This window comes from uncultured Thiohalocapsa sp. (assembly GCF_913063425.1).
Classification (GTDB): domain Bacteria; phylum Pseudomonadota; class Gammaproteobacteria; order Chromatiales; family Chromatiaceae; genus Thiohalocapsa.
In genome coordinates this window covers 68639-94949 of sequence record NZ_CAJXYK010000004.1, presented here as the reverse complement: position 1 = coordinate 94949, position 26311 = coordinate 68639, and the positions used below count along the sequence as shown (strand labels likewise).

Below are 26311 nucleotides of genomic sequence, written 5' to 3'. Positions count from 1 at the left end.
CGTCGTCCGCTCGACCGCTGGTCCGAAGAGGCGCAATCGACGTCCTTCGCGCGACAACACCGGCCTCTTGACTGGTGTCGACAAACAACCAGCGTTTCAGTCGAAGGCGTTCCGGGAACGGAACACCCGGCTGCGCCGATCTTTGAAAATGGGATCAACCCCCTCCCGTGTTGCCACGAAACATCGCGTCGCAAACCGAGCAAAACGGCGCTGAAGCGCTCGCCCAGGACGTGCGCTTCAAGACGTCGTTCAACGAGCAGGTGGCGGAGCTTCAGGGCATCGCCGAGCGGTTGTCGGGGCTGGTGGAGGACTTCACTCAGGTCCGTTCCTTCGATGCGCCGGAGGCGCCGGGCTCGGTGGAGGGGCGCGAGCGGCCCCCCGATGAGATCAGGTTCGGATCATCCAGTCGCTCGACCAGCGCGTGCCGCATGGGCTCGACGAGGATTTCCGCTGCAAACGCCCGGCGGTGTTCACCCTCGACGGCGTGCGCTTCGACAACAGCCACTGCTGGTCGCAGCTTCACCGCGCCTTGATGGCCCCGCCATCTGTGTCGATGCGCAGCGAGCCCGCGGTCGTCGCAGACCAGTCGCGGGCGGCAGAGCCGCCAAAACGGCATGCCGAGGCAGAGCCTCGGCACGAGATGAACTCGGTCTTCATCAGCAGCCGCGGCAACCGCTCCTTCTCCCGCCAGCGCGACGAACTGCTCGCGGCGGCGGAGTTCAGCCGTGGGGTGTTCGCCGAGACCAACCTGAGCGCCAATCAGATCCGAGACAACATTGCGCGCCTGCTCGGCGCGTTCGGCTTGCAACGGGATGCGTTCACGGTGTTTCTGCGCGAGGATCGGGATGCCGGCTGATGATGATTGGTCCGGTCTTCCCCGCTCGTCGCTGCCGCGCTCCGCAGGGCAAGCCCTGCCGCGGGGCGACACTTTGCTTCCGAGCTGGGGAATCGAGCGCTGGCCGCATGGGGTTCGCACGCTGGGCGTGGGCCGGGGAGACCGAAAGGGCTTGGGATCAGCAAGACTCTTCGTAGGCAACTGGTTGCTGATGCGCTTGCCTTCCGCGGGCAAACCGATATCCTCTCCTCAACCGCCGCTCTAACTGGAGATCAACATGTCTACGGTCGTCAGCAAACAAGAAGCGCACAAGCTCATCGATCAACTTCCGATCGATGCGACTTGGGAAGACCTGATGCGGGAGATCTATGTGCGCGCAGTGATCGAGAAAGGGCTGGAGGACAGCCGATCAGGAAGGACCAAAGACGTCTCGGAGATCAGAGCGAAGTACGGCTTGACCGAATGAAGGTCCACTGGACCGCCGCGGCGGAGGCCCATCTGGACGCGATCTACAGCTACATCGCGCAGGATTCCGAGACCTACGCCCTGTGCATGATCGATCGAATCACCAAACGATCAGAACAGATCGGGGCATTCCCGCTGTCGGGTCGGCGAGTGCCGGAATACGATATCGATCAAATCCGAGCGGTGTTCTGCGGCCCGTACCGGCTCGTCTACCACATCAAGTCGGACGGCATCGACATTCTCGCCGTGATTCACGGAGCGCGGAACGCACTTCAGGACAACGGGGATTAGGTTCGGATTATCGAGGCGTTGCATCAGCCTGTGTCGTCTGGGCTCTAAGGTGCTTCCGCTACAAGCGCCCAGCGGTGTTCACCTTCGACGGCGTGCCCTTCGACGGCACCCACACCTGGTCGCAGCTTCACCGCGCCTTGATGGCCCCGCCATCTGTGTCGATGCGCAGCGAGCCCGCGGTCGTCGCAGACCAGTCGCGGGCGGCAGAGCCGCCAAGACGGCGTGCCGAGGCAGAGCCTCGGCACGAGATGAACCCGGACTTCATCAGCAGCCGCGGCAACCGCTCCTTCTCCCGCCAGCGCGACGACCTGCGCGCGGCGGCGGACTTCGGTCGCGGGGTCTTCGCCGAGACCAACCTGAGCGCCGATCAGATCCGCGACAATTTGTTTGGCCTATGGCGCCCGCCTGCTCGGCGCATTCGGCTTGCCACGGGATGCGTTCACTGTGTTTTTGCGCGAGGATCGGGATGCAGGCTGAACGAGGTTCGTAAGTGTTTCCTGTCAGATCTACCCCTGACGCCCAGGACAAAGGTGACGATCGGTTCAGGCGTCGTCAGTGAAGACCTCATCCAACGTGCGCGCGTCCAGCACCCGCCGGCTCCAGGCGAGGAGCTGATCCGCATCGGCGGCTTCAAGACGCGCGGTGATTGCCTCGGACAGCGGGCCGAAGCGCTGTTCCAGCTGACCACGGAGCATGACGCCGAAGCCGCGGGTCTCGCCGCGGGCCTCGCCGCGACGCTCGACAAAACTCAGGTAGGGCATGTTCTTGCTCTCCTCGATTTGATAGATCGCGTCGGTATATCGCAGCTCCAGCGCCTCGGGTAGCCGCAGCACCCAATCGATGAAGCGGTACAGGTGCAGGATCTGCTGCTTGGACAGGCCGCGTTCGTAGAGCCGGCGCGTGAGCTCGAGCTTCTCCGCGTAGCGCGCCTCGGCGTCACGGCGGGTGGCGAGGGCGGCCAGGTGGGTCAGCACGACCGTTGCGAAGGGGTTCAGCTCCGCCTCCAGCTCGGCCTCCCGGCCCGCGTAGTCGAGCAGCTTGACGGTCGGGAATTCCAGCCCAAGCCGGCTGCCCCAACGGCCTATCTCGAAGCGGTCCGGTCGCCAGTCGCGGCTGCTGTCGGCGAGCACGGCGAGGCTGACGATCTCGCGGGCGTAGCGGTCGTAGAGCCGGTAGGCATACACAAACATGCGCTGCGCAAAGCCGGCGTCGCGCCGGCCTTGGATCTCGATGTGGATCAGCAGCCATTCCTCGCTGCCGTCTAGGAGATGGACCCGCACCAGCTTGTCCGCGTAGCGCCGGCCCAGCTCGGCGTCTTGGACGACTTGCGCCAGTTCTTTGTCCAGCAGCTCGAAGCCTCGCGACCAGTCGATCTCCGCGGCGGCGGCGGGGAAGAAGAAGGCCATGAAGTCTGGGAAGTAGGCTTCCAGGATGTCCTTCCAAGGGCTGTCGAAGTCGTCGGGCATGGCGTTGGCCACGGTTGCTCCTCGGCGCCGACATTAAGCCGGACCGCTGGTTGCGTCAAACAGACCTCTCGACGCTGGTGGCGGACTTCACCAAGGTGCTGAGCTTCGAGGCCCCGGACGCGCCTCAGTGCAACGAAGAACGGGAGCATCCGGAGCGGATCACCCAGTCGCTGGACCGGCGGGTGCCGCATGGGTTCGGCGAGGACTTCCGCTATAAGCGCCCGGCGGTGTGCACGCTGGACGGCGTGCTGTTCGACGGCACCAAGACGTGGGCGCAGGTCTACGCGGCCCCGTGCCGGCACCTGAACTCACAAGTGGGCGATGCTGAGGCCGGCGGTGTTCGATGCCCGCTCGGAACAATCCGTACAATCCGGTTTTCGTCAGCAACCGCGGCAACAGGTACTTCTCGCACCAGCCGCAAGACCTGCGTTCGCAATCGGACGACGGTCGCGAGGTCTTCGCCGAGACCAACCTGGGCGCCAATCAGATCCGCGACAACATTGCCCGCCTGCTCGGGGCATTCGACCTGCCGCGGGATGCCTTCGCCGCGTTTCTGCGCGAGGACCTGGATGCCGGGTGACTGCGCTTAGCCTGGCGGTGCTCACTGGCTCCCACGCTCCAGCGTGGGAGCTCAGGGCGGACGCTCCAGCGTCCCGAATGCCGCCGGCTCGGTTCTGCGTGTGAGACTCGGCGCTGGAGCGCCCGCCAGACACTCCCACGCTGGAGCGTGGGAGCGAGGCGCGGGACTCTGGGGCATGGCGCAGAACGGCACCGCCTTGGCGGCGACCGGGCGCGCTGGTATTGAGCTTCATTCCAACGCGGCGATGATCCGGCGTATTGCCAGGAACATCGGCAAGGGCTCCGGGCGGTCGCCGAGGGCGCCCTGCATCGCCTCCAGCGGTCGAAAGCCCAGCGTTGTATAGAAGGGGATCGCAGTGACCTTGGCATCCACGACGACGCCGACGCAGCCGAAGCGATCCCGCAGCTCAAGCGCAAGCCGAAAGGCAAACCGCAGCAGCAACTTGCCGATGCCGCGGCGTTGTGCTCGATGGTCTACGGCGAGGCGCGAGACCCGCAGGATCGGCAAAGGATAGTCTGGCAGCCGCTTGCGGGTGTGCTCGAAGACCGTCGCCCCGGTGATCTCGCCGGGGCTCACCGTGACGAAGCCGAGTATCCGCGCGCCGTCGACGGCGACGTAGGTATTGCCGATGTGGTGTCGGAACTGGTTCTGTCCGGCATAGCGCTGAAAGAAACGATCCAGCTCGATGTCGCCGCAGCCGAAATCGGATCGGTCATCAGACCTGGCCAGCGGGCGGACGACGACCTCAGCCATCCACGCGCATCAGCTCCCGCAGGGCCTCGCTGGGCGGGGTATCCGTTTCGATCTCGGCGACGACCTGCTCAAAGGAGGCCTGGGTCAGAGTCAGGCGAACCGGCAACACGAGATCATCGGGAATCTCCCGCTGCGCGGCGAGGTGATGCTGCAGCGCATCCTCGATCAGGCGGGCCTTGGTGATACCGCGCTGGCGCACGAGGCGCTCGATCTGGCTGCGTGTCTCGTCGGAGATGTATGCTGAGATTTGGGTGCTCATGCTGGGGCTGCCACTCTCTACAAATCTGTAGCCGCGCGAGACTATCATTGCGCTTGCGCTGCCGTCCATCGCGCGACAAGGTGACCTCATGCGGCAGAGATACAAAGCATCCTCACCAACCTCGAAGCCGTCGGCGAGGACCTGCTCGCCCTGTCCGATGACATCCGGCTGAACATCGACCACAACGACAACGACGCGCTCACGGAGGGCGTGCGCTTCAAGACCGCATTCAACGAGCAGGTGGCGGAGTTTCAGGGCGTCGCCGAGCGGCTGTCTGGGGTGGTGGAGGACTTCACTCAGGTCCGCACCTTCGATGCATCGGCGGCAACAGGCTCTGCGGAGGAGCGCGAGCGGCCCACTGATGAGATCAGGTTCGCATCATCCAGTCGCTGGACCAGCGCGTGCCGCATGGGCTCGACGAGGATTTCCGCTGCAAACGCCGGGCGGTGCTCACCCTCGACGGCGTGCCCTTCGACGGCACCCATACCTGGTCACAGGTCTACGAGACCCTGTGCCGGCATCTGGCCAAGCTCAAGCCGGCGGTCTTCGCCCAGCTGCCGGACAACCCGGACTTCATCAGCAGCCGCGGCAACCGCTATTTCTTCAGACAACGCGACGACCTGCGCGCGGCGGCGGACTTCGGTCGCGGGGGCTTCGCCGAGACCAACCTGAGCGCCAATCAGATTCGCGACAACAGCGCCCGCCTGCGCGGCGCACTCGGCTTGCCACGGGATGCGTTCACCGTATTTCTGCGCGAGGACCGCGATGCCGGCTGACGGCGATTAGCCTCGCGGTGCTCACTGGCTCCCACGCTCCGGCGTGGGAGCTCAGGGCGGACCCTCCAGCGTCCCGGATGCCGCGGGCTCGGTTCGGCGTGTGAGACTCGGCGCTGGAGCGCCGGCCAGACACTCCCACGCCGGAGTTTGGGAGCGATGCGCGTTCGAGGCGCGGGACTCTGGGGCATGGGCCAGCACCGCACCACCGCGGCGACGATCCGGGGCGCTGGTGTTGAGGTTCAGCCCACCGCGGCGCTGATCCGGCGGATTGCCAGGAACATCGGCAAGGGCTCCGGGCGGTCGCCGAGGGCGCGTTGCATCACCTCCAGCGGTCGAAAGCCGAGCTTTCCGTAGAAGGGGATCGCAGCGAGCTTGGCATCGACGACGACGCGGACGGAGCCGCAGCGCTCCCGCAGCTCAAGCGCGAGTCGGCAGGCCAACCGCAGCAGTGAGTGCTGAAAGAAACGATTCAGCTCGATGTCGCCGCAGCCGAAATCGGATCGACAAGCTGAGGCGGTGAGGCGACTCGCCTGACGCAGGGTGTGCGCGTTTTTCACCTGGCTCGCGTCCAGACCGGCAACCCGCTGATCTCTTTCACCAGTACCACGGAGTCCGCGACCGATGCGGTGGGCCACCTGAAGCGCACCGTCCGCACCCTGGCGCGTAGGCCGGGCGTCGAGGGTGTGCGCCTGCTGGACCATAGCCGAGGCAGCGCGCCGCTGCCCAGCGCCGCGCAGGAGCGCAGCATCGAGGCCAGCGCCGCCGGCGAGAACCCGAGGGCGATTGTTCGGCCATTCCTACTTCACCTGCAACCCCCAGGTGAGCGCCGACCTCATCGAGCTGATTCGCGACGGCACGACGCCGGGCGCCTCGCAGCGCCCGCTGGTGCGAAGCAGCAGGGTCACCTGGACAGGTCCGCTGAAGGGATGGGAGGCGCCCGCGAGCAGGCGGTGCGCCGTGGATGCACCGACGGCTGCGCCCAGGGTTGCCCGGGGCGCTCCTACGGGTGCGCGGTAAACAGAGCAGCTCTGTTTGCCGTGACTGCGCAAACACCGAAGGAGACCAGAAACTTGGAGCGGGAAACGAGACTCGAACTCGCGACCCCAACCTTGGCAAGGTTGTGCTCTACCAACTGAGCTATTCCCGCCTGAGAGCGCGCAAGTATAGCGCCCATGCAGATACTGTCAAGCCGATGTTGCTGTTCGGTGACGGCGCCCAGCAGGCCGAAAGCAGTCGCGGACCAGACGCGGACCAGGCGCCATAAGGGGCGCTTGGCAGACCCGCTTCGGCGCCTGCTCAGCCCTTGCGCGCCGGCAGTCCGGAACCGGTGAGGCTCGGCCAGGCCGCGCGCAGGTACAGCACCATGGACCACAGGGTCAGCACTGCGGCGACGTAGAGCAGCACCAGCCCCAGACTCGACACCGGGAGCGCCGTCACCGGGAACCCTGGCACCGTCCCGCCCAGGATCAACAGCACGATGGCGACCATCTGCGCCGTGGTCTTGAGCTTGCCGGCCATGCTCACGGCCACTTTGGCCCGGGCACCGATCTCCGCCATCCACTCCCGCAGCGCCGACACCGTGATCTCCCGGCCGATAATCACCGCCGCCGGCAGCGCAAGCCAGATGCTCGGCTCCGCCTGCACCAGCAGCACCAGGGCCACGGCCACCATCAGCTTGTCCGCCACCGGATCCAGAAAGGCCCCGAGCGGGGAGGTCTGCCCCCAGCGCCGCGCAAGCCAGCCGTCCAGCCAGTCCGTCAGCGCCGCCAGCGTGAACACCAGGGCGCACACCGGCCGCGCCCAGGGTACGGGCAGGTAGAAGATCACCACGAACACCGGAATCAGCGCGATGCGCAGCAGGGTCAGGGCGTTCGGGATGTTCCAGATCAAGGCGGGGCTCCTCCGGCGGGATGATCTACGGCAGACTGCCGGCGGGGTGGACGGCGGGACGGGTCATTCTAACTGGCGATGCTCGCCGATGAGCCGCAAGGCTTTGCGAGGCAGGCGGATGCGCGAGGCTAGGTCGTGAAGTGCAACAGTACAAAGTGCATAAGTGCACCGCACCATCCACCGATATCAATGCGTTCTTCCGAGTCCTGCACTCCTGCACTCCTGCACTCCTGCACTCCTGCACTCCCTCAGAGGAAGCTAGCCGCTATCCGAGCGCACCGCATCATGGATCAGCTGCGCCAGCTCCGCGCTGATGCCGTCCACCCGCGCGATGTCCTCGGGCGCGGCGCGGGTCAATCCGCGCAGCCCGCCGAAGGCCTTGAGCAGGCTCTGGCGGCGCTTGGGGCCGACGCCGGGGATGCCCTCCAGCACCGAGGTGCGCCTGGCCTTATCCCGGCGCTGGCGGTGGCCGGTGATGGCGAAGCGGTGCGCCTCGTCGCGGATCTGCTGCACCAGGTGCAGCGCCGGTGAGTCCGGCCCCGGGATGATGGGCTGGCGGCGCTCCGGCAGCCACAGCTGCTCGGCGCCGGCCTTGCGGTCCGGACCCTTGGCGACGCCGACGAGCCTGAGGCCGGTGACGCCGAGCTCCGCCAGCACCTCGCGCACGGCGCCGAGCTGGCCCTTGCCGCCGTCGATGAAGAGCAGGTCCGGCATGGGCACCTCGCCCTTCTGCACGCGCTTGTAACGGCGGCTCAGCGCCTGCTCCATGGCTGCGTAGTCGTCGCCGGGGGTGATGCCCTCGATGTTGAAGCGGCGGTAGTCGGACTTGCGCGGGCCTTCGGCGTCGAACACCACGCAGGAGGCCACCGTCAGCTCGCCGCGGGTGTGGCTGATGTCGAAGCACTCCATGCGCGCCGGCAGCTCGTCCAGGTCCAGCGCATCGCGCAGGGCCTCCAGCCGGCGGGCATAGCCGGCGCGGCTGCCGAGGCGGGATTGCAGCGCCACCTCGGCGTTGTCCGCGGCCATCTGGAGCCAGCGGGCGCGGTCGCCGCGCAGGCGATGCCGGATGGCCACGCGGCGGCCCTGCTGCTCGCTGAAGGCGGTTTCCAGGAACTCGCGCTCATCCGGCTCGACGTTGACCAGGAGCTCCGGCGGGATGTCCTTGTCGCCGTAGAACTGCGCGAGGAACGCGGACAGCACCGATGCGAGCCCGGAGGCCTCCGGCACCTGCGGAAAGAACGCCTTGTTGCCCAGGTTGCGCCCGGCGCGGATGAAGAACACCTGCACGCACACCGTCCCGCCCGCCTCGGCGGCAGCGACGATGTCCAGATCGCCGCCGTCACCGGCGACGTATTGTTTCTGCTGGATGCGCCGCAGCGTCGCGATCTGATCCCGCAGCCGCGCCGCGCGCTCGAACTCCAGGCCCTCGGCGGCCTGCTCCATGCGCGCGCCGAGCTCGGCGATGACCTCATCCGTGCGGCCCTCCAGGAACTTGATGCTGTGGGCCACGTCCTCGGCATAGTCCTTGGGCGAGATGTAGCCGCAGCAGGGCGCCGTGCAGCGCTTGATCTGGTATTGCAGGCAGGGCCGGGTGCGGGTGCTGTAGAAGGTGTCCTCGCACTGGCGCACCGGGAACAGCTTCTGCAGGAGCTGAAGGGTCTCGCGGGTGGCCCAGGCGCTGGGATAGGGGCCGAAGTACTTGTCTGCTTTACCGCGCCGCGGGCCGCGGTAGAAGTAGAGCCCCGGGAAGGTGTCGCCCGCCGTGAGCCGGATGTAGGGATAGCTCTTGTCGTCCCGCAGCAGGACGTTGAAGCGCGGCTTGTGCGCCTTGATCAGGTTGTTCTCGAGCAGCAGCGCCTCGCCCTCGGTGCGGGTCACCGTCACCTGGATGTCGGCGATCTGGCTCACCATCACCACCAGCCGGGCATTCAGCCCGCGGGTGAAGTAGCTCGACACCCGCCGCTTCAGGTCCTTGGCCTTGCCGACGTAGAGCACGGTGCCCGCCGCGTCCAGCATGCGGTAGACGCCGGGCTGGGACGGGATCTGCTTGACAGCGGCGCGGTGGTCGAAGGACATGGGGATGTACGGAGCTCGGAGTACGGGGGACGGGGGGTACGGACGGCGCCGCGGTAACGCCGCGCAGCCGGATATCTGGTCAGCCGCGCCCCGTACGACGTACCTCGTACTCCGCACTCAACCGCTCAGCGCCGTACCACCGCCGGATGCAGCAGGGGCTCCATGAGCCCTCCGGCGCCGGTGGCTCAAAGGACGCGCATCGGGGTGCGGCGGCGAGCGGCGCCGTTGCCGACGGCGGCGGGATCGCCGCCCCCCGGCAGCCGGCTCGCCCTCAGCCCTTCTCCAGCGTCCGCGCGCCGCCCTCGGCGCCGAGGATCAGCACATCCGCACCGCGCAGCGCGAAAATGCCGCAGGTGACCACGCCCGGGAGGTTGTTGAGCTGCTGCTCCAGCGCCTTGGGCTCCAGGATCTGAAGCCCCTGCACGTCCAGGATGACGTTGCCGTTGTCGGTGACGAAGCCTTCGCGCCACACGGGGGTGCCGCCCAGCTTCACCAGTTGCCTGGCCACCAGGCTGCGGGCCATGGGGATCACCTCCACCGGCAGCGGGAAGGCGCCCAGCACGTCCACCAGCTTGGAGGCGTCCGCGATGCAGACGAAGCGCTCGCTGGCGGCGGCGACGATCTTCTCGCGCGTGAGCGCACCGCCGCCGCCTTTGACGAGGGCGAGATCCTTGTTCGACTCGTCGGCACCGTCCACATAGAGCGCCAGATCGCCCACGGCGTTCAGGTCCAGCACCGGGATGCCGTGCCCCTTGAGGCGCTCGCTGGACGCCTCGGAGCTGGAGACGGCCCCGTCGATGCGGCCCTTGACGGTGGCGAGGAAGTCGATGAAATGGTTCACCGTGGAGCCGGTGCCGACGCCGATGACACCCCCCTCCACGTACTGAAGCGCCGCTTCTGCGGCCTGCTTTTTGAGCGCATCCTGGTCCATGAGCCTGTCCCCTTTCTGATGATAAGGACCCACCTGGGTGTTGGGTCGTTGCAACATGGGCGATGATAGCAGAGGCGGACCGGCGGTCGGTGTTGGTGGAATTTCGAGTTGCGGGTCACGAGGTTCGAGTGACGAGGTGCTGGGGACCCAGGGTGCAGGTCCGAACACCCGCTCGTCGCTCCCTCGCTCCCAGCTCCTCGCCACTACCCCTCGCCCATCGCCCATCGCCCCTTGCCCCTATCCAAAGCAGCCAAACAAGAGACCATGCCGGAGACTTACATCGAGCGGATCCTGCGGGCACGCGTGTACGACATCGCCACAGAGTCGCCGCTGACCCATGCCAAGCTGCTCTCCAAGCGCCTCGGCAACCAGGTGTGGCTCAAGCGCGAGGACCTGCAGCCGGTGTTCTCGTTCAAGCTGCGGGGCGCCTACAACAAGCTCATGCACCTGAGCCCCGAGCAGCGCGCCCGCGGTGTCATTGCAGCCTCAGCCGGCAACCATGCCCAGGGCGTCTCCATGGGCGCCGCGAAGCTCGGCTACGAGGCCACCATCGTGATGCCCCGCACCACCCCCGCCATCAAGGTGGATGCGGTGCGGGGCTGGGGCGCCAAGGCGGTGCTGCACGGGGACTCCTTCGACGAGGCGAATGCCCATGCCCAGCAGCTCATCGCCGAGCGCGGGCTCACCTTTCTGCACCCCTTCGACGACCCGGACGTGATTGCCGGTCAGGGCACCATCGGCATGGAGATCCTGCGCCAGCACCCGGAGCCGCCGGCGGCCATCTTCGTGCCCGTTGGCGGCGGCGGGCTCATTGCCGGCGTGGCGGCCTATGTCAAGTATGTGTATCCACAGGTGCGCATCATCGGCGTCGAGCCCGAAGACGCCCCCACCCTGCATGCGGCCATGGCGGCGGGGCGCCGCGTGATGCTGCCGGAGGTGGGGCTCTTCGCCGACGGCGTCGCGGTGAAGCAGATCGGTGCGGAGACCTTCCGCATCGCCCGGGAGACGGTGGACGAGGTGGTGCTGGTGAGCACGGACGCGCTCTGCGCAGCCATCAAGGACATCTTCGACGACACCCGCGGCATCGCCGAGCCGGCGGGGGCGCTCGCCGTGGCGGGGCTCAAGCACTGGGTGGCCCGGGAGGGTGCCCGGGACCTGAGCCTGGTGGCCATCGAGAGCGGCGCCAACATCAACTTCGACCGCCTGCGCCACGTGGCCGAGCGCGCCGAGCTCGGCGAGCGCCGCGAGGCCCTGCTCGCGGTGGGCATCCCGGAGCGCCCGGGCAGCTTCCTCGCCTTCTGCCGTGCGCTCGGCAAGCGCCAGATCACGGAGTTCAACTATCGCTACGCGGACCATCGGGAGGCCCATGTCTTCGCCGGCGTGCAGCTCGCGGGCGGCGCCGACGAGCGTGCCGACCTGGTGCAGCGGCTGCGGACCAAGGGCTTCTCGGTGCTGGACATGAGCGACAACGAGACCGCGAAGCTGCATATCCGCTTCATGGTGGGCGGGCATGCGCCGGCGGTGGCCGACGAGCGCCTGATCCGCTTCGAGTTCCCCGAGCGGCCCGGGGCGCTGCTGAATTTCCTGTCCAGCCTCGGCGAACGCTGGAACATCAGCCTGTTCCACTACCGCAATCACGGCGCCGCCTACGGCCGGGTGCTGATGGGCGTCCAGGTGCCGGAGGCGGAGCGGGACGCTTTCCACCGCCTGCTCACCGGCATCGGCTATCGCTTCTGGGAAGAGACGGAGAACCCGGCCTATCGGTTGTTCGCAAGTGCCGGCAACGGGGACGAAGCCTGAAGCTGGAGGGGCGAGGGGCGAGGGGCGAGGGGCGACGGGCGACGGGCGACGGGCGAGGACAAGTCTGACAGCCGTGGGCCAAGAGCCCTTAATCTCGGCATCGATCCCCAGATCGATCCGGATGGCGGCATTGGGCGCATTTCGGCGCATGCCGCGCAGCGGGGCGCGTGGGAGCGACATCCCCGCCGCGATCCGAGCGCGAGCGCAAGGTGTCGCGGCCAGAGGTCGCTCCCACGGCAGCAGTGCAGCGGCCGGCGCCCAGTCCCCCAGCACTCAGCCCCCAGCCCGATAAACCCCACTCTCCGTCACAACCGCATCCAAGGGCACATCCCAAGGCTGCGGCACCAACCGCTCCACACGCTGGCACTCATGCGCGATGCCCACCAGGCGCGGCCGGCGCCAGTGCTGCCGCCGGCGCAGCGGAGCCAGACTGCGGTCGTAGAAGCCCGCGCCCATGCCGAGGCGGTTACAGGCGGCATCGAAGCCCACCAGCGGCACCAGTATCAGGTCCAGGGCATGCATCGGCTGAATGCGGCGGTGCCGGCGCACGGGCTCCAGGATGCCGAAGCGGTTGGGCCGCAGGGGCTCGCCGGGGCGATGCCGGACAAGCCACAAGCGCCCGGCGGCATGACCGCGCAGCACCGGCAGATACCAGCGCCGGCCACGACCCGGCAGGCCCGCCAGGCGCTGGCGGATGTCTGGCTCGCCGTCGGCGGCCACGTACAGGGCGACGCGCTTCGCGCCCTGCAGCAGGCGCGCCCGCAGCAGGTTGCGGACAATGGCCTGCGCGTGCGCCCGCTGGCTGCGGCTGTCCAGCGCGCGGCGGGCTGTACGCAGCCGGCGCCGCAGCGCCCGTGGGCTGTCGATGGCTTCGGTCAAGGTGAGATCATGGCAGGGCAGTCTGGAGATCGGCTCGGCGTCCGTTCAGCCGAGCCCGCGATTCGCTGTTGCAACGCCGTGGCATACCTGAGGCCGGCGATCCCTTGCCGTCGGCGGACTGAAGTCCGCCGGCCCCAGGGTACCGACTGAAGTCGACGCACCCAGGTCGGCCTACCCGAGTGTGGCGGCGCGCCTTCATATACGCGCTCAGCAACGCCCTTCAGCGGCGTGCGGACAGCGTGGAAGAGAGCTTGCACATCGACGCGCCCGACACTTCGGCGGGGGCCGCAGGAGATCAGGTCGCAGGGGACGGATCAGACTGCCGGCTGGCGAGGAGAAGCCCGCCGCGGGCCTGGATCAGCGCGCGGTCAGGACGCGATCAGGACGCACAACAAAGGAGCGCAAAAAAAGAGGGACATCCCCCACCTGTAGCGATGCAGCCCTCGTTCTTGAACCAAGCGGTTCAAGGGGGGACGCAGTACGGGCGCCTCAGGCTTTCCGCTCATGGCGGACTTGCACACCGGCCTCCGCGGCGCGTCCCCAGGGTACGGATTAGGCTCAAGAAAATACCCGGGCCGCTGTCGGATACCGCAGGGGATGTCGTGGGACACAGGCTATACGGAATCGCCCGGGGCGTCCACCCCGGCCGTCGCTCCGCCCGTCCCCGCCGCTTCGTCGATGCGGCTTTGCAGCCGTGCCAGGCGCTCGATGTCCAGCGCCGCCTTGGCGTTGCGCTGCATCAGCTCATAGATGAGGTTCAGCCCGGCCATCACCGCGATGCGGTCGGCCCCGATGACCCGGCCGTTCTGGCGCACCTCGCGCATGCGCTTATCGAGCAGGCGCGCCGACTCCATGAGACCCTGCTCCTCGCCCGGCGCGCAGGCGATGCGGTAGTCCTTGTCCAGGATCTGCACGGTGACCGGAATGGATTCGTCGCTCACAGTTGCTCCTCCATCGACTTCAGCCGTGCCACCATCGCCTCCACCTTGCTGCGGGCAAGCTCGGTCTTTTCGATCAGGTCGGCGCGCTCCGCCACCAGATGTTCCTGACTCGCGCGCAGGGAGGCGTTTTCGTCGCGCAGCCGCTCGACCTGGCGGAGCAAATCGTCCACCTGCCGCTCTAACCGCTCAAGATCGAACTCAGCCATGACACCCGTCCACCGCCGCAAGCCGCTGTTCCACTGGCGCCGCACTATATGATCGGGCCGCCAGTGGGTCAATTGACGCCCACCTGCCCCAGCGACCGCCCGGCCCCTCGCGGCCGACGCCGCGGAACCGTCATAATGGCAGACCGACTGCACCGCCCCACGCTGTGATGATGCAAGAGCCCGACCAGACCACCCTGCCCAGCGCCCCACCCAGCGCCGCCCCGGACCACGACGAGCTGGAGCGCCTGCTGGCGCCGAGCACGCTGTCCTGCTCCGCGGCCGAGGCGCACGGCATCTACTGCGGCCTGCTGGCGAGCGGCGCCACCGAGCCCCGCAAGCGCTGGCTCGCGGAGCTGCTGCCCACGGGAGACGCGGGCAGCGCCGCGGCCGCCGAGGATGCAGACGCCCCCGCACGGCACCGGGCGCTGGATGCACTCGCGGATGCCACCGACCAGGCGCTGGCGAGCACCGAGCAGACCTTCCATCCACTGCTGCCCGCGGCGGACCGCCCCCTGCGCGAGCGCGCCACCGCGGTGCACGCCTGGACCCGCGGTCTGCTCTACGGTCTCGGCATCGCCGATCTTGACCAGGCACGCCTGTCCCCCGACTCGCGTGAGGTGCTCGACGACCTGATGGAGATCACGCGCATGGACCTGGACGACCTCGACGACAGCGCCGAGCACGAAGACGCCCTCACCGAGGTGCTGGAGTTCCTGCGCGTGGCGGCGCTGCTGCTGCGCGAGCAGGACACACCGGCCCGCCGCGCCTGAGGGAGCTGCCATGCCTGCGAAGACCGCCAAAGAGCTCAAGCGCCGCCGCCGTGATCTGGCCCGCGCCATCGGTGCCGACGGCGTGCTCATCGTGCCCGCCGCGCGCGAGGTAACGCGCAACCGCGACGTGCACTACCCCTTCCGCCAAAGCAGCGACTTCGCGTGGCTCACGGGCTTCCCGGAGCCGGACGCCGTGGCCGTGCTGGCGCCCAAGCACAAGGAGGGCGAGCTGGTGCTGTTCTGTCGCCCGCGGGACCCGGAGCGCGAGGTCTGGGACGGCTACCGCTTCGGCACCGAGGGCGCCGTGGAGCACTTCGATGCCGATGCCGCGCATCCGCTGGCGGAGCTGGACGAGAAGCTGCCGGAGCTGCTCGCCGACCGTGAGCGCGTGTACTACCCGCTCGGCGTCGATGCGGACTTCGACCTCAAAGTCATGGGCTGGCTGCGGGCCGTGCGCGGCAAGGCCCGCAAGGGGGTCAGCGCCCCCACGGAGCTGGTCACCTCCGATGCCCTGCTGCACGAGCGCAGGCTCATCAAGAGCAAGCGCGAGCTCGCCACCATGCGCCGGGCCGCCGGCATCTCCGCCGCGGCCCATCGCCGGCTCATGCAGACCTGCCGGCCCGGGCTCGGCGAGCAGCAGCTGGAGGCAACCTTCCTGCACGCCTGCGCCGAGCGGGGTGCCCGCTTCCAGGCCTACCCACCCATCGTCGGCGGTGGCGCCAACGCCTGCGTGCTGCACTACGTGGAGAACGCCGATACCCTGCGCGACGGCGACCTGGTGCTGGTGGACGCCGGCTGCGAGCTGGACGGCTACGCCTCGGACATCACCCGCACCTTCCCGGTGAACGGGCGCTTCACGGCCCCCCAGCGCACCCTCTACGAGCTGGTGCTCGCGGCGCAGCGGGCGGCCATCGCCGCGGTCAAGCCGGGCAAGCGCTGGGACGCCCCGCACAAAGCGGCGCTCAAGGTGCTGACCCGCGGCCTGGTGGACCTGGGCCTCATCGAGGGCAGCCGCGACGACGTGCCCCAGCTCATCAAGGACGAAAAGTACAAGCCCTTCTACATGCACCGCACCGGCCACTGGCTCGGCATGGACGTGCACGACGTCGGCAGCTACAAGCAGGACGGCAAGTGGCGCCCGCTCGCGCCCGGCATGGTCCTGACGGTAGAGCCCGGCCTGTACGTGGCGCCGGACGCCGAGGCGCCGGCCGAGTACCGCGGCATCGGCATTCGCATCGAGGACGATGTGCTGGTCACCGCGGACGGTCACGAGGTGCTCTCCCGCGACGTGCCCAAGGACGTTGAGGCCATCGAGCGCCTGATGGCCGCAGGCGGCCCCGAGTCCGCACCCGCAACCACCCCCCAATCCCACCGGGAGCCCTGAGCATGCAGGACTACGATCTGGTCATCGTCGGCGGCGGCCTCGTCGGCGGCAGCCTGGCCTGCGCCCTTGCCGGCAGCGGGCTGCGGGTGGCCGTGGTGGAGGCCGTCACCCCCCAGGCACCCGGCGGCGCCGCGGCCGCCACCCCGCCGCCGGCCCAATACGACGAGCGGGTCATCGCCCTGTCCCTGGCGAGCCGGCGCATCTTCGAGGGCCTCGGCATCTGGCCGGACCTCGCCGACGCCGCCGAGCCCATTCGCCGGGTGCATGTGTCCGACCGCGGGCACTGGGGCTTTGCGCACCTGGATGCCGATGACGAAGGCGTGGCCGCCCTGGGCTATGTCGCCCCGGCCCGGGCCATCGGCGCGGCCCTGGAGGGACGCCTGGCGCAGGCGGACGGCGTCGAGCTGCTGCGCCCCGCGCGCCTCGGCGGGCTGCGGGTCATGCAGCACCATGCAGACCTGGAGGTGGCGGTGGACGGCGTCTCCCGGCTGCTGCGCACGCGCCTGGTGGTGGCGGCGGACGGCGGCGACTCCGGCGTACGCCGGCGCCTCAAGCTCGGCGCCCGTGAGCATGCCTACGGCTATGACGCCGTCATTTCCACGGTGACGCCGCTCGACCCGCAGCCGGGCGTCGCCTTCGAGCGCTTCACGGACTCCGGGCCGCTCGCGATGCTGCCCATGACGGGCGGGCGCTGGTCCGTGGTCTGGACCGCGCACGAGCGCGACACGCCGGCCATCCTGGCGCTGGACGACGACGCCTTCCTCGCCGCCCTGCAGCAGCGCTGCGGCCGCCGGCTCGGCACCCTCACCAGGCCCGGGCGGCGCATCGCCTATCCGCTGCGGCTGGTGCTCGCCAAGCAGATCACCCGCCCGCGGGTGGCCCTGGTGGGCAATGCCGCCCACACCCTGCACCCGGTGGCGGGGCAGGGCTTCAACCTCGGGCTGCGCGACGTGGCCGAGCTCGCCGACCTGCTGGCGGAGGCACAGGTCACGGGCCGCGACCCCGGTGGGCCTGCGGTGCTCAACGCCTATCGCCAGCGCCGCGGGCCGGATCAGCGCAGCGTCGCCCTGGTGACCGACACGCTGGCACGGCTGTTCGTGAACCCCTTCCCGCCGGTGCGCGCCGCACGCGACGCCGGCATGCTGGCGCTCGACCTCTGCCCAACGGCCCGGCACGCCCTGGCCCGCCGCTTCATGGGCCTGGGCGGGCGGCTGCCGCGGCTCGCGCGCGGGCTGCCGGCCGCTTCGCGGTAGGGCCGAGGGCTGAGGGCTCAGGAGCGCCCCTCTACCCCCCGCCCTTGATTTCTCCAAGAACGCACGCCCCGAACAACACACATGGCTCAGGAATCCGCACAGTTCGACATCATCATCCTCGGCGGCGGCATGGTGGGTGCAGCCCTTGCCTGCGCCTGCCGTGGCCGGGGCTGGCGCATCGCCGTGCTGGACGGCGCGCCGCCCCAGCGCGAGTGGCCCAGCGGCGAGGTGGACCTGCGTGTGTCGGCGCTGAGCCGGGCGAGCCAGCGCATCCTGGAGCGTCTCGGCGCCTGGCCGCGCATGCAGGCGCTGGGTGTCAGCGTCTATCGCGAAATGCATGTCTGGGACGCCGTGGGCGGGGCCTCCATCCACTTCGACAGCGCCGACCTCGGCGAGCCCGACCTGGGCCACATCGTGGAGAACCGGGTCACCCGCCTCGCCCTGTGGGAGCTGCTGGAGGCGCACGACGACGTGACCCTGCTCTGCCCTGCCCAGGTGGAGGTGCTCAGCATCACCGAAGCCGGTGCCCGGGTGGTGCTGGCAGACGGCAGCGAGCTGGATGCCAAGCTCATCGTCGGCGCCGACGGCCGCGACTCCCTGGTGCGCACCGTGCTCGGCATCGCCACCGGCGGCTGGGGCTATGACCAGCGCGCCATCGTCTGCAACGTCGAGCCCGCCCACTGGCACCGCGAGACCGCCTGGCAGCGCTTCCTGCCCACGGGGCCGCTGGCCTTCCTGCCGCTCGCGGACGGGCGCTGCTCCATCGTCTGGTCGGCGGACGAGGGCCGCGCGGAGGCATTGCTTGCCATGGACGATGCCACCTTCACCACCGAGCTGGAGCGCGCCTTCCAGGAGCGCCTGGGACCCATCCTCTCCGTTGGGCCGCGGGCGGCCTTTCCCTTGCAGATGCAGTACGCCAAGAGCTATGTGCGCTCGCGGGCGGCCCTGGTGGGCGACGCAGCACATGCCATCCACCCGCTGGCCGGCCAGGGGGTGAATCTGGGCCTGCTCGACATCGCCGCACTGAGCGACGCCCTGGAGCACGCCCGCAGCCACAAGCGCGACATCGGCGGGCTCGCCACCCTGCGCCGCTACGAGCGCGCCCGGCGCGGTGACAACCTGCTCATGCTCGCCGCCATGGATGCCTTCAAGCGGGCCTTCGGCAACCGCATCCCGCCGCTGGTGGCGGCACGCAACCTGGGGCTGCTCACCGCGGACCACCTGGGGCCGCTCAAGAAGGCCTTCATGCGCCAGGCGCTGGGGCTCGGCGAGGAGCTGCCGACACTGGCGCGGGCGGACGTGCGCAGCTGAGCGGAGCCGGGCGCCGAGAAGCGGTTATGGCCATCCTGTCACTGGCGCTCAAGAGTCTGCTCAACCGCCGCACCACGGCGCTCCTGACGCTCGCGTCCATTGCGCTCAGCGTTGCGCTGCTGGTGGGGGTGGAGCGGCTGCGCACCGAGACCCGCGACAGCTTCGCCAGCACCATCACCGGCACCGATCTCATCGTCGGCGCCCGCAGCGGGCCGGTCCAGCTGCTGTTGTACTCCGTGTTCCGCATCGGTAACGCCACCAACAACATCTCCTGGGAGAGCTACCAGGACCTTGCCGCCCAGCCGCGCGTGGCCTGGACGGTGCCGCTGTCGCTGGGCGACTCGCACCGCGGCTTTCGCGTGCTGGGCACGACGGATGCGTATCTCACGCACTATCGTTACGGCCGCGATCAGCCGCTGGCCCTGGCAGAGGGGACCTGGCTCGACGACCTCTTCGACGCCGTGCTCGGGGCGGAGGTGGCGGAGCAGCTCGGCTACGGCCTCGGTGATCCGCTCACCATCGCCCACGGCGCCGGAGACGTGGCCTTCGCCCGCCACGACGACAAGCCCTTTCGTGTCACCGGCATCCTCGCCCGCACCGGCACCCCGGTGGACCGCACGGTGCACGTGAGCCTGGAGGCCATCGAGGCCATTCATCTCGGCTGGCGCGGCGGCGCCCCGGTGCCGGGCGTCGAGATCGGCCCCGAGCAGGCCCGCCGCATGGACCTGACCCCCGAGGCCATCACCGCCGTGCTGGTGGGGCTGGAGTCGCGCATCGCCACCTTCGGCGTGCAGCGCTGGGTCAACGACTACCCGGAGGAGCCGCTGCTCGCCATCCTGCCCGGCGTGGCGCTGGCGGAGCTCTGGTCCCTGGTGGGGGTGGCGGAGAACGCCCTGCTGGTGGTCTCCGCCTGCGTGGTGCTGGTGGGGCTCATCGGCATGCTGACGGCACTCCTGATCGGCCTCAACGAGCGCCGCCGGGAGATGGCCATTCTGCGCTCCGTGGGCGCCCGGCCGGCGCAGGTACTGGCGCTCATCGTCGGCGAGGCGGCCTTCCTGACCCTGCTCGGCCTCGCCGCGGGCATCGGCCTGCTGTACCTGCTGCTGGCCGCAGCCCAGCCCATGCTGGCGTCCTGGCTCGGGCTCTTCATCGAGCTCGGCGCGCCGAGCCTGCGCGAATGGCTCCTGCTGGGGGCGGTGCTCGGCGCCGGGGTGCTGGCGGGCGTGCTGCCCGGCTGGCGGGCGTATCGCATGTCGCTCACCGACGGACTCTCCATCCGCGTCTGACGCCGCCGCCGGAAGCCGTCACAGCCGGCCCTCCCTTGACCGCGCTGCCGCCCCCATCTTCGAGCCCGCCGCAGGCGCAATGCCCTGCGTGTCATTTGCCACAGAGACCGCCGATGAAGTCAGACCACACCCCCATGCCAGGCCCTTGGGCGCTGTTCCTGCTGCTCGCGCTGGCCCTCGCCGGCTGCGGCGACGACACCGGCGACGCGAGCCAATCCGAATCAGGCGATGTGCCGGACGGCGGTCGCCTGAGCCCCGAAGAGCTGGCGGCGGAGCCCGCACCTGCGGTGCTCGCGGACGGGCCTGAACTGGAGTGGGACGATCTGATCCCGGCGGACTGGCGCCCGGACAAGCTGTTCGAAGAGTACGACGTGGGCAATATCGACGACGACGACCCCCGCGCCGATGCCCTGATGGACAAGCTCGACACCCTCTGGGCAGAAGCCCCCGTGGTGCCGGAGCTGGACGGCCACAGCGTGAAGCTGCCGGGGTTCGTGGTGCCCCTCACCACGGACGCGCGGGAGATCCGCGAATTCCTGCTGGTGCCCTACTTCGGCGCCTGCATCCACGTGCCGCCGCCGCCGCCGAACCAGACCGTCTATGTCGTCACCAGCGAGGGCGGCGCCTACCGCGGCGAGCTCTTCGACACCGTCTGGGTGGAGGGGGTCATGCACATCGAGACCTTCGACAGCGACCTCGGCAGCGCCGGCTACCGCATCGACGCCGTGCGTGTCAGCCCCTACGAGGAAGAGACCTGAGCCCGCCGCGTCTTCTGCCCGGGCGCCAGACCCAGATCGCCCGAGCCCAGGTCACAGCGTGCACGCTCCTGCTGCTGACCGCGGCGTCGGCGGCGCCCCAGGCGGCGGTCTGCCACATCCATCCGCCCGCCGCGGGCAGCGGCGAGCCCGCCGAGCTCATCGGCCCCTACCCCGATGCCGCGCGCTGCGAGCAGGCGCGCGCCCTGCGCTTCGGCCCCGCCGGGCGCTGCCATTGCAGCGCGCCCTTCACGCCGGACTGGCTGGGCCAGGGCGCCTCGCGCGAGCGCCGCCAGTCCGCCGGCGATGATCCGCGCTCCCCTGAGCCCGGCAGCACGCCCGCGCTGCCGCTGCCCTAGTCAGCCGGCCAAGTGAACCGCATCCCACCTGGGGCCGCCGAGTTCCACTCGGCCACAACAAGCCCTGGGGGCGCCGAGTTTCACTCGGCCACAAGACGCCCTGGGGCCGCCGAGTTTCACTCGGCGACAAGACGCCCTGGGGGCGCCGAGTTTCACTCGGCGACAAGAGGCCCTGGGGGCGCCGAGTTTCACTCGGCGACAAGAGACTCCCCCAGCCCGTCAGCCCGCATAAGCGCAGCGCATCCACCACATACCCAGTCAGCCGCCCTTCAACCCCCGGGCGATCTGAAATACCCGCTCGATGAAATGCTCCATGCCGGCACGGCGGTTCGCGCTCAGGTGCTCGGCGAGCCCGGTCTTGGCGATGTAATCCCGGGGGTCCGTCTCCAGCACCGCCTCCGGCGTGCGGCCCTGGAAGGGCACCAGCAGCAGCGCCACCAGGCCGCGCACCAGCGGTGTTTCGGCATCGGCGCGGTACTCGATCACCGGCGGATCACCGTCCGTGAGGTCACCGGTGAGCCAGGTCTTGGTGTTGCAGCCCTTCACCAGGTTCGCATCGGTCTTCTCACGCTCGGCCACCGGCAGCAGCTCGCGGCTCAGGTCGCCGATGAATTCGTAACGGGCCTCCCAAGTGTCCAGCAGCTCGAAGGCGTCGAGCACATCTTTGGTTTTCATGGCTTGCCCTCCGGCCTCGTGGGCGCTCGCAAAATCTCACTGCACAACGCAGCAGTGCGACTGTCAATGCCTGTGCACTCTGGGGGCGACTCGCGGGAATCCCCAACAACGGGGACGGAAAGCATCGGTTTGCGACGAACGGCGCCGCGGGTGCCTTGGTAAAAACCACAGTATCAGTTACACTTTCCTTTATACACCAGACCTCACGAACTCCGGGCGCTTGGGCGGGATCCCACCGTCGGCGATCATCGGCCAGTCGCCGCGGCGCCCGCTCAAGCACGCCCCCAACCGGAGCCCGTCCATGGCATTCCTCAACGCGCTGTCCGATTTCGACGCGGCGGCAACGGGTGCCGTCACGGCGCCGCCCCCGGTGTCCAACACGCCGCACAAGACAGCGCCCGCCGGCGTGGAGCCGCGGGCGCCCTTCTTCCGCTGGCGCGAGCATTGGTGCGTGGGTATCGAGGCGCTGGACCGCGACCATCGCGCCCTCGCCGCCATCCTGAACCACATGGCCCTGCGCTTCGGCGCGCACAACATCCATGCTGCGGATACGGGCCTGCGGACATCTGCACGCGAATCCGCCGTGCCCACGGCCCTGCGCTATTGGCTGGACGCCCTGCGCGAGCGTGCGCGTGAGCATTTCGCCCGCGAAGAGGCGCTGATGCGGGCGACCCACTACCCGGATACCGCCGAGCATGCCAGCGAGCACGCCCTGATGCTGGCGGAGTACACCGCGCTGGTGCGCGACATCTGTGCCCGCGGCGACGAGCAGCTGCGCTTGAGCGACCTGGAGGCCCTCAAGCAATGGCTTCTGGGCCACATGCTCGACATGGACAAGCGCCTTGCCTGCTACCTGCGCGAGAACGGCGTCACGGCGCTGCCCGTTGGTCCGAGCCGCTCCCGGGCCGCCGCCCGGCCAACCGCCAGGCCAACCGCCAGTCCGACCGCCCGTCGGGCACGCTGATCCCGCGCCACCGAGGCCCAACTGCTGCGCGTGCCTGACGCGGCGCGCAGGGTCCAAAGCCGCGGGCGAGCGCAGCAGGAGCCCTCAGCGGGTCCCGGTCCGCCGCGCCCGGGCGCCGGGGACCAGCCCGGCATCCACACCCGCATCCAGCGCGGCCGCCTCGGTCGCTGCTTCGGCGGTCTCCAGCATGTCCGCCGCCGGCCCGCGTCTGGGCCCGACCGCATGCAGCCGGGGCGATAACTCCGTGCAGGGCTCGGCTGCGGCGGGCGAGCGCTCACCCGTCCCGGCATCGACGCAGCCGTCGCAGACGCGCCCGTAGAGCTCCAGCATGCGCTCGGCCATGGCCCGTGCCGACCACTGCTCGGCATAGGGCCGTGCGCGCGCCTTGAGCGCGGCCCGCAACGACGGGTCGGTGAGGAGCCGGATGGTCTTGGCGGCGAAATCCGCCTCGTCGTCCCGGGCGATCAGGCAGCCGTCACCGTCGCACAGCACCTCACGGGTGCCCATCTCCGCCGTCGCCACCACCGGGGTACCGAGGGCCAGCGACTCCAGCAGCACCAGCCCCTGTGTCTCTGTGCGGGAGGCGAAGACGAAGGCGTCACCCGCCGCATAGCAGTCCTCCAGCGAGCCGTCCCGGTCCAGATAGCCCACGAAGCGCACGTGCCCGGTGAGGTCGAGCTGCCGGGTCAGCGCTTCCAACTGCCGTCGGGCCGGCCCACCGCCGGCGATGACCAGCATCACGTCCGGCACCGCCGCGCGCACCTGCACCAGCATGCGCAGCAGAAAGTCGCAGTTCTTCTCGAAGGCGAGCCGCCCCACGTGCACCAGCAGCGGGCGCTCGCCCGCAATCCCGTGGCGGCGGCGAAACGCCGCACCGTCGCCGGCGTGAAACTTGCCGAGGTCGATGCCGGTGGGCACCACCTCGGCCGGGGTGCGCACGCCGTAGCGCGTCAGCACCTCGAGCATGGCCTGCGACGGCACCGCGAGCGCGTCGACGTCGCCGCACTGGGCCGCCGAGAAGCGCCGCGCCACGTAGCGCATCCAGGCGCTCGGCACCAGCGGGACGTATTTGTCGAGGTATTGCTCGAAGAAGGTATGATAGCTGGCCACCGACGGCACCCCGAGCCGGCGCGCCAGCGCCTGCCCCGCATAATGGGCGATGAAGGGCGTATGGATGTGCACCAGGTCGAAGCCGGCCGCCCCCAAGCGGGCGTGGTGGCGGCGGATGCGGCCCCAGCGAATGATCCGGTCTTCGGGGTCGAACAAGAAATAGCGCGACGGCAGCCGGATGATGTCGAAGGGCTCGGGCTGCCCCGCGCCATAGTCCGGCGCCAGCAGCGTGACCTCGTGGCCAAGCCCGACGAACTCCCGCGCGAAGGTCTGGATGGAGGTGGAGACGCCATTGACCCGCGGGAAGTAGACGTCGGAGATCATCAACACGCGCATGGATCACACACCGCGGCCTGACCGCGTTTCCCAGCTGGCGGAGAACAACCTTGAAATGGTACCAGCACCGCGCCGCATTGCGCCCGGCGACCGTCGGCAGAATCCCCAGCGGCACATCCGTGCCCACCGCGCTCGACATCGGGGCTGACGGCAGCTCCCCGGCCCGGCCGGGCGCTGCTGCGGTGCCTGCCCCGCCCACAGCCGGCGGCGCCCGCTGCCGGACCAGACCGGGGCGGCTCGCCGGCGTACTGCGCGCGGGCCAATGCCCTATCGGCTGCCGTATCGGCCGCCGGAACATGCACCGTGCGGGCTTTTGGGCCGTCCTCAGCGCCGCTCTCTGGCTCGGCGCAGCAGCGCAGGCCGCCGAGCGTACGCTGTGGGGCTATGGCGTGCGTGGCTGCGATGCTTATCTGGCGGCGGCCATCGCCGCGGACGCGGGCAACGCCGCCGAGCTGCAGCGCTACGAGGACTGGCTCACAGGCTTCGTCTCGGCGCTGAACCTGGCCCTGAACGACGATGTGCTGCGCGGCTCCGACCTGATGGCGGCCATGCAGGGCATCCGCGACTACTGCCGCCAGAATCAGGACCAGGACTTCTTCAACGCCGCCATGGACCAGGTCCGCAACGGCCGCTGAGGGCCCGCCGGCACCGGCCACGCCCGGCGCTGCGGGCGGGCGCATGTGCCTCGGCGTGTACGCCGATAACCGGGGCGACAACCCGCAGACTGGGCAAACATCGGGGGTCGGCGGCCGCAGCGAGCAGGGATCCGAAAACCTGCGCAGTGTCCCGGGCTTTGTCACGAAATCGAAACCGTTCTTTCATAGTCCGTAAACCTGTGCCCTTCACAATGGGCGGCTCCGAACCTTTCTCAACGGAGCCGAAACCATGCAGAAGCAAGTGCTTGCCGTAGCGGTGATCGCCGCCACGGCCTCCACGGGCGCCCTGGCCCGCGACACCATCAACATCGTTGGCTCGTCCACCGTGTTCCCCTTCGCCACCGCCGTGGCGGAGCGCTTCGGCAACGCCACGGACTTCCCGACACCGAAGATCGAGTCCACCGGCTCCGGCGGCGGCCTGAAGCTGTTCTGCGCCGGCGTGGGCGTCGAGCACCCGGACATCACCAACGCCTCGCGGCGCATGAAGGTCTCGGAGTTCGAGCAGTGCCAGGCCAACGGCGTGGACGAGGTGGTCGAGGTGAAGATCGGCTACGACGGCATCGCCATGGCCAACTCCAAAGACGCCGACCAGCTGGAGCTCACCCCGCGTGATGTCTGGCTCGCGCTGGCCAAGGACGTGCCGAACCCCGAGGGCGGCGAGGAGCTCGTGGCGAACCCCTACAAGACCTGGCAGGACGTCAATCCGGACCTGCCCAACGTCGCCATCGAGGTGCTGGGTCCGCCGCCCACCTCCGGCACCCGTGACGCCTTCGCCGAGCTGGCCATGGAAGCGGGCTGCAAGAGCTTCGACTTCATCAAGGCCATGAAGGACTCGGACGAGGACAAGTACGAGGCCGTCTGCCACGGTGTGCGCGAGGACGGCCCCTATGTCGAGGCCGGCGAGAACGACAACCTGATCGTGCAGAAGCTGGAAGCCAACCCGACCGCCGTCGGCATCTTCGGCTTTAGCTTCCTGGACCAGAACAGCGACAAACTGCAGGGCTCCAAGATCGACGGCGTGGCGCCCACGTTCGAGAGCATCGCCAGCGGCGACTACCCGGTCTCGCGCTCGCTGTACTTCTACGTCAAGAAGGCGCACGTGGGTACCGTGCCGGGCATCGCGGAGTACGTCGGCGAGTTCACCAGCGACCAGGCCTGGGGTCCCGAGGGCTACCTCGCCGACAAGGGCCTGATCCCGCTGCCCGGTGACATGCGCGCCGAAGTCGCCAGCCGCGTGGAGAGCATGGAGCCCATGTCGAGCCCGGAGTAACCGCCGTCCGGCGGGCGGCAGCCAAAACGGCTGC

The 26311-nt window shown here is 69.2% G+C and carries 28 protein-coding genes, 1 tRNA gene and 1 other RNA gene; 16 read left to right on the top strand and 14 right to left on the bottom strand.

Features of this window, described 5'->3' with window-relative positions; all coding sequences use genetic code 11:
• Nucleotides 1-170 precede the first annotated feature (170 nt).
• The 4 genes from QZ607_RS03105 to QZ607_RS03090 all read left to right on the top strand — a co-directional run bounded on the left by QZ607_RS03105 (nt 171) and on the right by QZ607_RS03090 (nt 1591).
• A complete protein-coding gene (locus QZ607_RS03105) occupies nt 171-533 on the top strand; it encodes a hypothetical protein (RefSeq protein WP_295879538.1) in 363 nt (120 codons plus the stop codon).
• Nucleotides 467-856 (top strand): hypothetical protein, encoded by a 390-nt coding sequence (locus tag QZ607_RS03100; RefSeq protein ID WP_295879535.1) that lies wholly within the window; start codon nt 467-469, stop codon nt 854-856. Before QZ607_RS03105 ends, QZ607_RS03100 begins: the two co-directional genes overlap by 67 nt.
• 256 nt (nt 857-1112) lie before the next feature.
• The gene (locus QZ607_RS03095; protein WP_295879532.1) at nt 1113-1301 is read left to right on the top strand and encodes a hypothetical protein; all 189 of its coding nucleotides are present in this window, start codon (nt 1113-1115) and stop codon (nt 1299-1301) included.
• The gene (locus tag QZ607_RS03090) at nt 1298-1591 is read left to right on the top strand and encodes a type II toxin-antitoxin system RelE/ParE family toxin (protein WP_295879529.1); all 294 of its coding nucleotides are present in this window, start codon (nt 1298-1300) and stop codon (nt 1589-1591) included. Before QZ607_RS03095 ends, QZ607_RS03090 begins: the two co-directional genes overlap by 4 nt.
• Before the next feature lie 542 nt (nt 1592-2133).
• Here QZ607_RS03090 and QZ607_RS03085 read toward each other — a convergent pair.
• Nucleotides 2134-3069, bottom strand: coding sequence for a cytosolic protein (locus tag QZ607_RS03085; RefSeq protein WP_295879527.1), 936 nt, complete (start codon nt 3067-3069; stop codon nt 2134-2136).
• Nucleotides 3070-3400: 331 nt separating this feature from the next.
• Here QZ607_RS03085 and QZ607_RS03080 point away from each other — a divergent pair, with 331 nt between their 5' ends.
• Complete coding sequence (locus tag QZ607_RS03080) at nt 3401-3637, top strand: hypothetical protein (RefSeq protein WP_295879525.1); 237 nt, start codon at nt 3401-3403, stop codon at nt 3635-3637.
• 228 nt (nt 3638-3865) lie between these two features.
• On the opposite strand, the gene QZ607_RS03075 is transcribed toward QZ607_RS03080, so the two are convergent.
• A complete protein-coding gene (locus QZ607_RS03075; protein WP_295879522.1) occupies nt 3866-4390 on the bottom strand; it encodes a GNAT family N-acetyltransferase in 525 nt (174 codons plus the stop codon).
• Entirely contained in the window at nt 4383-4832 is a 450-nt protein-coding gene (locus QZ607_RS03070; protein ID WP_295879520.1) for a CopG family transcriptional regulator, read from the bottom strand. Before QZ607_RS03070 ends, QZ607_RS03075 begins: the two co-directional genes overlap by 8 nt.
• 218 nt (nt 4833-5050) lie before the next feature.
• Between QZ607_RS03070 and QZ607_RS03065 the strand changes: the two genes are divergently transcribed.
• Nucleotides 5051-5425, top strand: coding sequence for a hypothetical protein (locus QZ607_RS03065; protein ID WP_295879518.1), 375 nt, complete (start codon nt 5051-5053; stop codon nt 5423-5425).
• A gap of 239 nt (nt 5426-5664) precedes the next feature.
• On the opposite strand, the gene QZ607_RS03060 is transcribed toward QZ607_RS03065, so the two are convergent.
• From QZ607_RS03060 to rpiA, 5 genes are all read right to left on the bottom strand, one after another.
• On the bottom strand, nt 5665-6126 hold the full coding sequence (locus QZ607_RS03060) for a hypothetical protein (protein ID WP_295879516.1): 462 nt from the start codon (nt 6124-6126) through the stop codon (nt 5665-5667).
• Between the two features lie 370 nt (nt 6127-6496).
• Nucleotides 6497-6572: transfer RNA gene (locus QZ607_RS03055), tRNA-Gly, on the bottom strand.
• Nucleotides 6573-6721: 149 nt separating this feature from the next.
• Entirely contained in the window at nt 6722-7312 is a 591-nt protein-coding gene (pgsA, locus tag QZ607_RS03050) for a CDP-diacylglycerol--glycerol-3-phosphate 3-phosphatidyltransferase (RefSeq protein ID WP_295879698.1), read from the bottom strand.
• A gap of 261 nt (nt 7313-7573) precedes the next feature.
• Nucleotides 7574-9391, bottom strand: a complete 1818-nt coding sequence (uvrC, locus tag QZ607_RS03045; protein ID WP_295879514.1) for an excinuclease ABC subunit UvrC — start codon at nt 9389-9391, stop codon at nt 7574-7576.
• A 271-nt stretch (nt 9392-9662) separates the two neighbouring features.
• Nucleotides 9663-10322 carry a ribose-5-phosphate isomerase RpiA gene (gene rpiA, locus QZ607_RS03040; RefSeq protein WP_295879696.1) on the bottom strand — a complete coding sequence of 220 codons (660 nt, stop codon included), beginning with the start codon at nt 10320-10322 and terminating at the stop codon, nt 9663-9665.
• Nucleotides 10323-10553: 231 nt separating this feature from the next.
• Here rpiA and ilvA point away from each other — a divergent pair, with 231 nt between their 5' ends.
• Nucleotides 10554-12122: a threonine ammonia-lyase, biosynthetic gene (ilvA, locus tag QZ607_RS03035; RefSeq protein WP_295879512.1), complete on the top strand. Its 1569-nt coding sequence runs from the start codon at nt 10554-10556 to the stop codon at nt 12120-12122.
• Between the two features lie 273 nt (nt 12123-12395).
• Here ilvA and QZ607_RS03030 read toward each other — a convergent pair whose 3' ends face one another.
• From QZ607_RS03030 to QZ607_RS03015, 4 genes are all read right to left on the bottom strand, one after another.
• Nucleotides 12396-13001 (bottom strand): 5-formyltetrahydrofolate cyclo-ligase, encoded by a 606-nt coding sequence (locus tag QZ607_RS03030; RefSeq protein WP_295879510.1) that lies wholly within the window; start codon nt 12999-13001, stop codon nt 12396-12398.
• A gap of 415 nt (nt 13002-13416) precedes the next feature.
• Nucleotides 13417-13601: non-coding RNA, 6S RNA (gene ssrS, locus QZ607_RS03025), on the bottom strand.
• A gap of 14 nt (nt 13602-13615) precedes the next feature.
• Nucleotides 13616-13942 (bottom strand): cell division protein ZapA, encoded by a 327-nt coding sequence (locus tag QZ607_RS03020; RefSeq protein ID WP_295879509.1) that lies wholly within the window; start codon nt 13940-13942, stop codon nt 13616-13618.
• Complete coding sequence (locus tag QZ607_RS03015; protein WP_295879507.1) at nt 13939-14148, bottom strand: TIGR02449 family protein; 210 nt, start codon at nt 14146-14148, stop codon at nt 13939-13941. Before QZ607_RS03015 ends, QZ607_RS03020 begins: the two co-directional genes overlap by 4 nt.
• Before the next feature lie 167 nt (nt 14149-14315).
• Between QZ607_RS03015 and QZ607_RS03010 the strand changes: the two genes are divergently transcribed.
• The 6 genes from QZ607_RS03010 (at nt 14316) to QZ607_RS02985 (ending at nt 20910) form a co-directional block, all read left to right on the top strand.
• Nucleotides 14316-14918 carry a UPF0149 family protein gene (locus QZ607_RS03010; protein ID WP_295879505.1) on the top strand — a complete coding sequence of 201 codons (603 nt, stop codon included), beginning with the start codon at nt 14316-14318 and terminating at the stop codon, nt 14916-14918.
• A 10-nt stretch (nt 14919-14928) separates the two neighbouring features.
• Nucleotides 14929-16302: a Xaa-Pro aminopeptidase gene (pepP, locus tag QZ607_RS03005; RefSeq protein ID WP_295879504.1), complete on the top strand. Its 1374-nt coding sequence runs from the start codon at nt 14929-14931 to the stop codon at nt 16300-16302.
• 2 nt (nt 16303-16304) lie between these two features.
• Nucleotides 16305-17555: a 2-octaprenyl-6-methoxyphenyl hydroxylase gene (gene ubiH, locus QZ607_RS03000; RefSeq protein ID WP_295879501.1), complete on the top strand. Its 1251-nt coding sequence runs from the start codon at nt 16305-16307 to the stop codon at nt 17553-17555.
• 81 nt (nt 17556-17636) lie between these two features.
• Complete coding sequence (locus QZ607_RS02995) at nt 17637-18866, top strand: UbiH/UbiF/VisC/COQ6 family ubiquinone biosynthesis hydroxylase (protein ID WP_295879499.1); 1230 nt, start codon at nt 17637-17639, stop codon at nt 18864-18866.
• A 26-nt stretch (nt 18867-18892) separates the two neighbouring features.
• Nucleotides 18893-20152 carry an ABC transporter permease gene (locus QZ607_RS02990; RefSeq protein WP_295879498.1) on the top strand — a complete coding sequence of 420 codons (1260 nt, stop codon included), beginning with the start codon at nt 18893-18895 and terminating at the stop codon, nt 20150-20152.
• Between the two features lie 113 nt (nt 20153-20265).
• Nucleotides 20266-20910 (top strand): DUF3299 domain-containing protein, encoded by a 645-nt coding sequence (locus tag QZ607_RS02985; RefSeq protein WP_295879497.1) that lies wholly within the window; start codon nt 20266-20268, stop codon nt 20908-20910.
• Nucleotides 20911-21524: 614 nt separating this feature from the next.
• Here QZ607_RS02985 and QZ607_RS02980 read toward each other — a convergent pair.
• A complete protein-coding gene (locus QZ607_RS02980) occupies nt 21525-21941 on the bottom strand; it encodes a SufE family protein (protein WP_295879494.1) in 417 nt (138 codons plus the stop codon).
• A gap of 301 nt (nt 21942-22242) precedes the next feature.
• Here QZ607_RS02980 and QZ607_RS02975 point away from each other — a divergent pair, with 301 nt between their 5' ends.
• The gene (locus tag QZ607_RS02975) at nt 22243-22905 is read left to right on the top strand and encodes a hemerythrin family protein (RefSeq protein WP_295879491.1); all 663 of its coding nucleotides are present in this window, start codon (nt 22243-22245) and stop codon (nt 22903-22905) included.
• 84 nt (nt 22906-22989) lie between these two features.
• On the opposite strand, the gene QZ607_RS02970 is transcribed toward QZ607_RS02975, so the two are convergent.
• Nucleotides 22990-24351: a glycosyltransferase gene (locus QZ607_RS02970; protein WP_295879490.1), complete on the bottom strand. Its 1362-nt coding sequence runs from the start codon at nt 24349-24351 to the stop codon at nt 22990-22992.
• Nucleotides 24352-24647: 296 nt separating this feature from the next.
• On the opposite strand from QZ607_RS02970, the gene QZ607_RS02965 reads away from it, so the two are divergent.
• Nucleotides 24648-24986, top strand: coding sequence for a hypothetical protein (locus QZ607_RS02965; protein ID WP_295879488.1), 339 nt, complete (start codon nt 24648-24650; stop codon nt 24984-24986).
• A 250-nt stretch (nt 24987-25236) separates the two neighbouring features.
• Entirely contained in the window at nt 25237-26277 is a 1041-nt protein-coding gene (locus tag QZ607_RS02960) for a PstS family phosphate ABC transporter substrate-binding protein (RefSeq protein ID WP_295879485.1), read from the top strand.
• Nucleotides 26278-26311 lie beyond the last annotated feature (34 nt).